The following is a 9,000-nucleotide window of genomic DNA, read 5'->3' as shown; positions in this document are numbered from 1 at the left end:
GCCAAACCGGCAGCAGGCCAAGCAGGCTTCCTCGCCATGCTTCACGGCACCGACCGAGAGGCCGATCTTGCTGCAATGGCGCGCGAGATCGGCACCATGTCGGAACGCCTGGCCGAGGCCGAACGGGTGCTCGACCGCGCCCTGTTCACCGCCTGCGCGGCCTATGCCTATGCCCGCCATGCCGCGCTCGGAACCCGCAAACCCGACGAGGTGATCGCCGCCGAAGCGCGCGCCGCCTTCGAGCGGCAACGCTCCCTCGCCCAAGAGTTCGAACCATGACCCGCAACACCGATTTTGCCGCCCGTGCCCATTCGCTGTGGCGCGTCCGCATGGCCCGCTTGCAGGAGCGCCTCCGCTTCTTCTGGCAGCTCCTGCTGGTCTGCACCGGATGTGGCGCGCTCCTCTGGTCGCAGTTCACCTTGCCCGGTTACGCGTGGACGGTTGCGCTGCAATGTCTTGGCGGCAAGGGGCTCGATCTGATCGGCAGTCTCGGCAACCGCGACATCAAGATGAATGTCGGAATGGGCGACAATCACTGGACAGTCTCAGCCCACTATGTTGCCAGCGATCCGCTGTTCACCGATACGCTCCAGGCAGTCGTCGTAGCCTTGTTGCTCGGTGCCTTGATGGGGCTCGTGGTTGGCATTCTGATCATCTGTCTGATCCAGCGCACCATGCATGTCCAGGGCGAGGAAACGCTGGCCGACCGGGTGCTCGGTGGCACTCGCGTGGTCAGCGCGAATGAAGCCGTTGCGCAGCTTTCGCACCTGGCTGGCAAGGGGGCCTTGAAGATCGGTCCGGTGCCGATCCCGCGCCGCAACGAGACCCGCCACTTCGCCCTGATAGGGACCACCGGCAGCGGCAAGACTACAGTGCTGCGCCAGATGCTCGACGACATCGAGGCGCGCGGCGAACCGGCGCTGGTCTATGACACCAGCGGGGAATTCATTGCCCACTATTACTGCGCTGCGCGCGGCGACATCATCCTCAATCCGTTCGATGGCCGCTGCGCGTTCTGGTCGCCGTTCGACGAGATTTCACACCCCGCCGATGCCGACCGGATTGCCCGTCAGCTCGTGTCCGAAACCGGCAGCCAGGACGACGATGTCTGGCTGGAAACGAGCCGCATCTTAGTCGCCAATATGCTCCGCAAACTGTGGGCCGAAAAGAACTGCAGCCTCGAAGCACTGCTTGAAGCCTTGCAGGTAAAGAGCAAGGAGCAGCTCAAGCACTGGCTCGGGCATACTTCGTCGGCGCGGACCTTTGCCGATGACGCCGACCGCGCCACCGGCAGTGTGCTGTTCATGCTCGCCAAGGCGGCGAACCTGATCCAGTTCCTCAGGGTCGAGGACAAGGGTGCGGAGCACTTCGCCTTCCGCGACTTCATCGCCGGGCTGGACAAGAATCCGGGTGCGAAGCCGTGGATCTTCGTTCCGCGCAAGGAAGACTATTTCGAGGCGGCCAAGCCGCTGATGGCCTGCTGGCTCGAATGCGCGGCCAGCGCGGTGTTGGGTCTGGCGTCTTCGCCCGAGCGGCGCATCTGGTTCGTGCTCGATGAGCTGGCAGACCTGCCTCGCGTCGAGAACCTCGCGCGGCTCCTCCCCGAGGGACGCAAGTTCGGCGCGGCAATCGTGCTCACCTTCCAGGCACTGGGGCAGATGCGCAACCGCTATGGCGACAACATCGCCGAGGCCATGCTCGCCTGCTGCAACACCAAACTGTTTCTCCAGATCGTTGACCGAGAGACCCGGCAATGGGCGAGCGAGACCATCGGTGAATGCGAGATCGAAATGCGCGTCGCCAGCGATACGCTGCCGATCGGCAAGGAGGTGCCCCGCACCACCATCGCCACCCAGCGCCAGTTCCGCGCCGCCGTGCTCGAAAGCGAACTGCGGCTTCCCCCGCACCAGGGCTATCTGCTTCTGCCCGATGGCCTGCCGGTTGCGCGGATTGACCTCACTGCCGATCACATCGCCCGGCGCGGGAGCCCGCGCGAACCGGCCTACGTTCCCGGCGATCCTGCCGGCACGCTGTGGAGCAAGGTCGGCGAGATCGCCGCAGCCGCCGCGACGGACGCCAAGCCCGGCCCGGTGTGATGGTTGCCTCGGTTTCGGGCCTGTCGAGCGCCGGTCAGGCCGCGAGCTACTACGAGGCCGATGATTACTATGCCGAAGGCGGCCTCGCACCGTCCGAATGGTTCGGCGAGGCCGCCGGGTCTTTGGGCCTTGAAGGCGAGGTTGACCGGGAGCAGTTCGCTGCGCTGCTGGAGGGTCAGGTCGGCGGAAGGCAGCTTGGCACCACCCGCGACGGCAAGATCGAGCATCGTCCCGGTTGGGATATTACCTTGTCCGCGCCCAAGTCCGTATCGATCATGGCCGAGGTCGCTGGCGACAAGCGGTTGATCGCAGCGCACGGCGCGGCGGCAAAAGTGGCGTTGGCCCATGTCGAAAAACACATGGCCGCGACCCGCGTCCGCAATGGCGGCGCGGTCCGGCGCGAGGCCACCGGCAATCTCGCGATTGCCACCTTCCGCCACGCGACGAGCCGGGCGCAGGACCCGCAGCTCCACACCCATGCCGTCGTGATCAATATGACGCAGGACAGGGACGGCAATTGGCGCAGTCTGGAACCGCGCGCGTTCTACCAGCTCCAGAAGGAGATCGGCGCGATCTACCGGCAGGAGCTGGCGCACGGCGTTGCCGAGCTTGGATACCGCATCGAGCCGGGCAAAGATGCCATGTTCGAAATAGCTGGCGTGCCGGACAAAGTCATCGAGGCGCTGAGCCAGCGCACGGCGGCGATCGATGCCCGCCTGGCCGAGCGCGGCACAAGCCGGGCGGAGGCAAGTGCCGCCGAGAAGCAGATTGCTGCGCTCGATACCCGCGAGGCCAAGAGCCACGTCGATATTCGCGAATTGCGCGCCGAGTGGCGCGCCACCGCCGATTCCAACGGGTTCGACGCTGGCGCGCGGGGCAGGCTGATTGCGGAGGCGCAGGATCGGGCCAAAGACATCGAGCCAGCATCCGGTCATGATTTGCTGGCGCAACGCGCCGTCGCCTTCGCCGCCGCCAAGCTGTCCGAACGCGAAGCCGTGTTTTCGGCCAGTACGCTGACGCGCGAGGCGGGCGACTTCGCCTTTGGCAAGATCGGGCATGGCCAGATCGGTGCCGCCATTGCCGGTTCCGAGCATCGCGGCGAGCTTGTGCCCCGGACCTTTCTGGACCGGCGCGGTGCGGAGTTTGCCGGGTTCACCACCCCGCAGGCCATCGCGACCGAGCGCACCATGTTGCGACTTGAAGTTGCCGGACGCGGGATGGCTGAAGCACTGGCCAATCCCGTGGCGGCAGCGCGAACGGTCGAGCTTGCCGCTAGGCAGTCGGTGCGGTCAGGCTATGCCTGGACCCAGGACCAGAAGCGCGCGACCGCCGACCTGCTGGCTTCGCGGGACCGCATTTCCGCGGTTCAGGGCTATGCCGGGACCGCCAAGACCACCACGGTGCTGGCGACCTATGCCCGCGTAGCCGAGCGGCGCGGGCTTGCAGTGACAGCACTTGCCCCAACCGCATCGGCGGCAACCGTTCTGGGTGAAGCGCTCGGCTTGCGTGGCGATACCGTTGCCCGGCATCTGCTTGCCCCCGACCCGCGAATGTCGGGCAAGGATGCCGTCTGGATTGTCGATGAGGCCTCGATGCTGTCGGCGCACGACATGGCCAGGCTGATGGCCAGCGCTGACAGGGCGGGCGCCCGGCTTGTCCTAGTCGGTGACGTTAAGCAGCTCGGATCAGTTGGTGCTGGCGCGGCCTTCGCGCAGTTGCAGGCCGCCGGAATGGCAACGACCAAACTGGCCGAAGTCGTTCGCCAGACCAATGCCGGGACCCGCGAAGCGGTCATGGCATCGATTGAGGGCCATGCCGGGAAGGCGCTCGCCGCGCTGGATCGCGGCGGTGGGCGGGTGATCGAAGCCACCACGCAAAATGATCGCTTCGCGGCCATGGCGCGGCATTACCTGGCGCTGTCACCCGCCGAGCGGGCGCGGACGCTGGCCATCGAGCCTTCGCGCGAAGGCCGTGACACTCTCACCGGCATGATCCGCGAGCACCTGGCTTCGCGCGGCGAGTTGTCGGCAGACCGCCTGCAATTTGCCGCGTTGGAGGCCAAGGGCATGACCCGCGCAGAAGCGCGCGAAGCGGCCAGCTATGCCATCGGCGATCTGGTCCGCTTCAACCGCGACTATGTCGCCAAAGACGTTCGCCGTGGAGAGTCCCTGACCGTCAGCAGCGTCGAGCCTGAACGGGGCCGTATTGCCCTTGCGAGCCGCGATGGCCGGTCGATTGACTGGCATCCCCGGCAATGGGGTGCAGGCAAGGCCGAGGTGTTCGAGGCCAAACCCATGGAACTGCGCACAGGTGACCGAGTGCAGTTTACCCGCAACGACCGCGAGATGGGACGGATTAACGGGCTCGGCGGCACCGTGACCGGCATCGATCCTGCTACCCGTCAGGCCGCCCTGAAACTGGCGAACGGGCGCGAGCAGCGGCTTGACCTCTCTGATCCCCGCGACACCCATTTGCGCCACGCCTATGTGCAGACCGCACACGCCGCCCAAGGCCAGACCGCCGATCGGGTCCTGATCCACGCCGACAGCAGCTCGACCAATCTGGTCGACCAGAAGATGCTCTATGTCGCGCTGTCGCGGGCAAGAGGCGAGGCCGTCGTTGTCACCGATGACCGGGAGCGGCTCGTCCGGGCGATCACCGAGCGGGCGGGTGAGAAGCAGACCGCCATGGCAGCGACGCTGCCCGATGCTGGCAAGTCCAGGGCGATGGGGGCAGGTATAGGGTAAGCGCGGCCATAGCAGACGATAGGCGTATCCTCATTTTGCTTCGGCTATTTACGCCAAGTTTCTCTTTAAAATCAGTAGATATGGAACCCATACTCAACAACATTTCACTAATTTATTGCATATTGCACAAATGTGTGCGATATATGGCGCATATGGAGGCTTCTGTGGATAAGAAACGCGAAAATTTTGTCCGTCTTGTGGAGCAACGAGTGAATCGTGCGCTCAGAGAGATTCGACTGATCGGAAATCTTTCCAACCGATCGGCATATTCTTCGACAGATGAGGACGTGAAGAAGATCTTCCGTGCTCTCCAAAAGGAACTGGACACAGCGAAAGCGCGGTTCGGCGAAGGCGAAGGCGCTGGAGAATCTCTTTTCAAGCTCTGAAATCAGCCAAAGGCAGGAGGCCGAAATGACTAAAGGCGTATTGGAATTTCTGCCCAACCAGGCCGGTGAGAGCGAGGGGTTGGGCGATGCCGGAATTGAAACGTTTCGTGACAATCCATACGCCAGCTGCGGACGTGAGGCCGGGCAGAACAGTGCGGATGCAGCTGTCAGCCATCCGGTTCGGATGACCTTCGATGTCCTTGACGTGGAAACTTCCCAGGTCCCTGGCGTTGAGGTTCTGAGCCAGACAGTTGACAGGTGCCTGGCTGATGCAAAGCAGGAGAAGGACGAGGACTTTTTCAAGCAGGCCGCGAGTTTGCTGGCTTTGCCGACGACCAAGATTCTCAAGATCAGCGATTTCAATACCAAGGGTTTGGCAGGACCCTCGAGCGTGGAGGGGACGCCGTTTCACTCACTGCTGAAAGGCGCGGGTGTCAGCAACAACAAGACTGAAACGTCGGGCGGCTCGTTCGGGATCGGCAAGAACGCATCCTTTGCGATTTCGGACCTTCAAACGGTTTTCTATTCGACAGCCTATCGGGACAATGCGGGCGAGACGCGCTTTGCCGCACAAGGCAAAAGCCGGATGGTCTCACATGTTGATTGCAGCGGAGCGAAGCGCCGTGCGACCGGATACTGGGGAAATCCCGACGGGTATGTTGCCATTGAGGACCCGGAGCAGGTTCCGGAATGGATGCGCCGGACCGAGGTCGGAACCAGCATATTCTGCGCTGGATTCAGGCAAACAGAAGGCTGGGCCTGGTCCATCGCATATTCCCTGCTCACAAACTTTTTTGCGGCGTTGCATCGCGACCGGATGGCGTTTGAAATCAACGATGGGGAAATCAAGCTCAACCACAACACCGTCGCTGCCCTGTTCAATGATGCTCGTATTATCGCCGCCGCTGACGCGGACGGTCAGAGGGGCCAGCTCGATTTTTCGCGGGACCTGTTCAACTGCCTCATTTCCCCGGACGCGACGGACATCGAGCAGGATGTTCAAGGGCTTGGGAAGATGCATTTCCGTGTGCTTGTAGCCGACGGCTTGCCCAAGAGGGTCGGAATCGTTCGAAACGGTATGCTTATAACCTCTGAGCTTCAGCAATTCGGTGACAAGCTCCAGCGATTTGTCGGGACACGAGAGTTCGTTGCATTCGTCGAGCCGCTTGCTGACAAGGCAAGCAAGCTCATGAAATCCATTGAGAACCCGCGGCACGACAGCTTTTCCGCCAATCGGTTGTCTGACCCGGCCAAGCGGGAGGCTGCCGAAGTTGCAATGAAGCAGCTCATCCAAGAACTGCGGAGAAAGATCCAGCAGGCCGCTGCCATCGAAGAGGATGATGAAGTCACCCTCGATGAACTCGCGCGCTTCTTTGCCGAGGACGCGACCGGCCCGACCCCGCCTGATCCCAATGCCGAGAACGATCCGGAGAAATACATCTACAAGCCCGCCCGCAAGGCAAAGACACAGGCGCTTAAGCCACAGGAGAACGCCGGCGAGGACGGCGGTGGCGGGACCGGCGAAACGCAGGAAAAGGGTGGTCAGCGGTCAGGCGATCAGAAAGGGCCCGGCGCCGGAACGGATGGCACGGGCACGCACGGCAAGGTGCCCCCTCTCAGGCTTCGTGGTCTGAGAACGGCGATACCTGTTGGAGCGACGGACGCATTGAAGCGGACTGTATGGTTTACTCCGACGGTATCAGGAAATGCGTTGGTACAGCTTGAGGCAACCGGATTGAATTCCGGTGAGTTGCTTCCGGTCGTTTCCACCAGCTCCGGTTCGCTGCGCAAGGGCAACGTTGCGATCCAACTGACAGAGGGAGTCCGCGTTGCCCTCGAGGTCACCTTTGACGCGCCCTACTCGGGACCGGTTGAAGTGTTCGCCACAGCAGAGACGGAGATCGCAGCATGAAGTTTACTGATGACATGCGCTTTCCCCACCCCGTCCTGACAGACGAAACCGGAGATTTTGCGGAAGGCATCTTTGCGCTGGAAACCGAGGTCGAGGAAATTCTCGAAACCGGCAAGGTCAGCATCAACTACAGCATTGATTTGACCGAACCTTCAATCCGGAAGCTTGTCGAAGGGGGGCAGGCCACCGTCGGCATCTTCGTACGCTGCGGCGACACCTTCTACTCGGATCTTCGGGAGCTCGGCTGGCCGGAAGGCAAGGTAGAGTTTGAAAACGGATCGCTTCTTAATCGGGTTACAATCCGCCCGGTCATCTGGCTGTCGCAGCCCTTGCAACAATGGACGCCGGACAATGTGCATCCGGAATTCACGCTGCCCTTGAATCTGATTGCTGGCGACATTCTCGCATTCGATGACGAACAGGTGCTGAGTGTTGGACAGGCGAAGCTGGCTCCTATGGAGAGTATTTTCTCCCTGGTTGCGTCTCCTGATCAGCCCGAAGGCAGGCTGAGTGTGAAGCTGGACGCGGAAAAAATCACAATTCTTGCCGGAGACGGGACGTACAAGATGATCAATGGCCTTCGCCATTCCCAGGCCAGATCGGCTGTACTCAGCTCTGTCTATATGCCTGCCGTGATGGAGGTTCTCGACGCACTGCGGGCAAACCCCGACATGTACGAAAACCGGCGTTGGAAGCAGCCATTCGCGGCCAAATGCACGATCGCAGGTATCAACTACGAAGGAAGCCTCTTCGAAAATGCCCAGACATTGCTGGAACTTCCGGTCAGTCGGCTTGAGGCGATTGCGGAGGCAGGGGCATGAACAAGCTGAAATTCCTCTCGCAAGATGTGATGGATACGCTGGAGGCGCAGGTCGCCGAAAACCGTGTACGCTACGAAAGCGGAGACTTCCTCGATCTTGAACTGGGTAATGGCTGGGCGATCGAGGTGTCCTCTGTCTCCGTAGATGCTACTGCGCTGGCATCGCTGGACTTGTCTTCGACGAGTTCAGAGATCGAGGTGCAGAATTCACTCAAGGTGTTCAACGCGCTTCCCGGCATGAGCCCGGCGATTGCCCGTGAAGGGCGGATCTGGACCCGGCTGACGCACATCGAAGCGCTGGCCTATGGGCGGGCTCGCTGGCTTTCTGGCAAGACCGGGGAATCTTTCGACAAGGCCGTTGCCGATCACTTCTTTGGTACCGGCCTGACATCAGTGCGCGATGACAACGCGATCGGACGTCTGTGGTGGAATGCAAGGATTGCCAAGATCGCAGCTGGATCGGGCGATCACGAGCAGGCGTTGCTCCTTATCTTGAAGAGTGCCGACATCCGCAGCAATTTTGTTGAACGTTCACGAACGACAAGCCGGCCGAAGCTTGCCCAGGGATTGATCCGGATAATGAGTGCAGAGCCGTGGGTGACATCGGATGAAGCAAGTTTTCGCTATTTCATGAAGGTGTTGAATCGAAACGGGGGCGGCATCCTTTTCGAGGTCTTGAGCGATACGGAAGTGGACACATTTCTGGCCCAAACAGCTACCATCGCCATGAAGCAGGCCGAAAAGGAACTGGTGGCAGCCTGAGCTACCCTCACGGGTAACCTGCTCTATCCGCAGCTGCGGACCGGGCCTGTAGTCCCGGCCCATGCGGGTGACGATCAGGAGCATTTCCAGGCGGAGCGTGAATTCCGGAGGACGCACTCTGTCCCGCGCTTCACGCTCCTGAGGGTGCGGCGTTTCCTGTTCTGACCCGCTGGCACTCTTGCCTCTCTCATTGCCGGACGCCCGCTGGCCCACAGGCCCGCGCGCAGGGCGTCCGGCGGCTTCGCGCCGTTGCAAGGGTGCCCTTGTTATGCCGCGT

Annotated in this window: 7 protein-coding genes; all 7 read left to right on the top strand. The window is 61.8% G+C overall.

The window, feature by feature from the left end; all coding sequences use genetic code 11:
- The coding region (locus B2V17_RS06890; protein WP_292996505.1) for a hypothetical protein at positions 1-279 on the top strand (279 nt) is incomplete at its 5' end.
- On the top strand, positions 276-2,096 hold the full coding sequence (locus tag B2V17_RS06885; protein ID WP_292996503.1) for a type IV secretion system DNA-binding domain-containing protein: 1,821 nt from the start codon (positions 276-278) through the stop codon (positions 2,094-2,096). The genes B2V17_RS06890 and B2V17_RS06885, both read left to right, overlap by 4 nt.
- Positions 2,096-4,843, top strand: coding sequence for a MobF family relaxase (gene mobF / locus B2V17_RS06880; protein ID WP_292996501.1), 2,748 nt, complete (start codon positions 2,096-2,098; stop codon positions 4,841-4,843). Before B2V17_RS06885 ends, mobF begins: the two co-directional genes overlap by 1 nt.
- A gap of 164 nt (positions 4,844-5,007) precedes the next feature.
- Positions 5,008-5,229: a hypothetical protein gene (locus B2V17_RS06875; RefSeq protein WP_292996499.1), complete on the top strand. Its 222-nt coding sequence runs from the start codon at positions 5,008-5,010 to the stop codon at positions 5,227-5,229.
- 25 nt (positions 5,230-5,254) lie between these two features.
- On the top strand, positions 5,255-7,141 hold the full coding sequence (locus tag B2V17_RS06870; RefSeq protein WP_292996497.1) for a hypothetical protein: 1,887 nt from the start codon (positions 5,255-5,257) through the stop codon (positions 7,139-7,141).
- Positions 7,138-7,962 carry a hypothetical protein gene (locus B2V17_RS06865; protein ID WP_292996495.1) on the top strand — a complete coding sequence of 275 codons (825 nt, stop codon included), beginning with the start codon at positions 7,138-7,140 and terminating at the stop codon, positions 7,960-7,962. The genes B2V17_RS06870 and B2V17_RS06865 overlap by 4 nt, the downstream gene beginning before the upstream one ends.
- Entirely contained in the window at positions 7,959-8,723 is a 765-nt protein-coding gene (locus tag B2V17_RS06860) for a DUF6339 family protein (protein WP_292996493.1), read from the top strand. Before B2V17_RS06865 ends, B2V17_RS06860 begins: the two co-directional genes overlap by 4 nt.
- Positions 8,724-9,000 lie beyond the last annotated feature (277 nt).

This window comes from Novosphingobium sp. UBA6272 (genome assembly GCF_002440635.1).
Classification (GTDB): domain Bacteria; phylum Pseudomonadota; class Alphaproteobacteria; order Sphingomonadales; family Sphingomonadaceae; genus Novosphingobium.
Note: the sequence above shows the minus strand (reverse complement) of the source record. Positions and strands in the feature narration are given on the sequence as shown.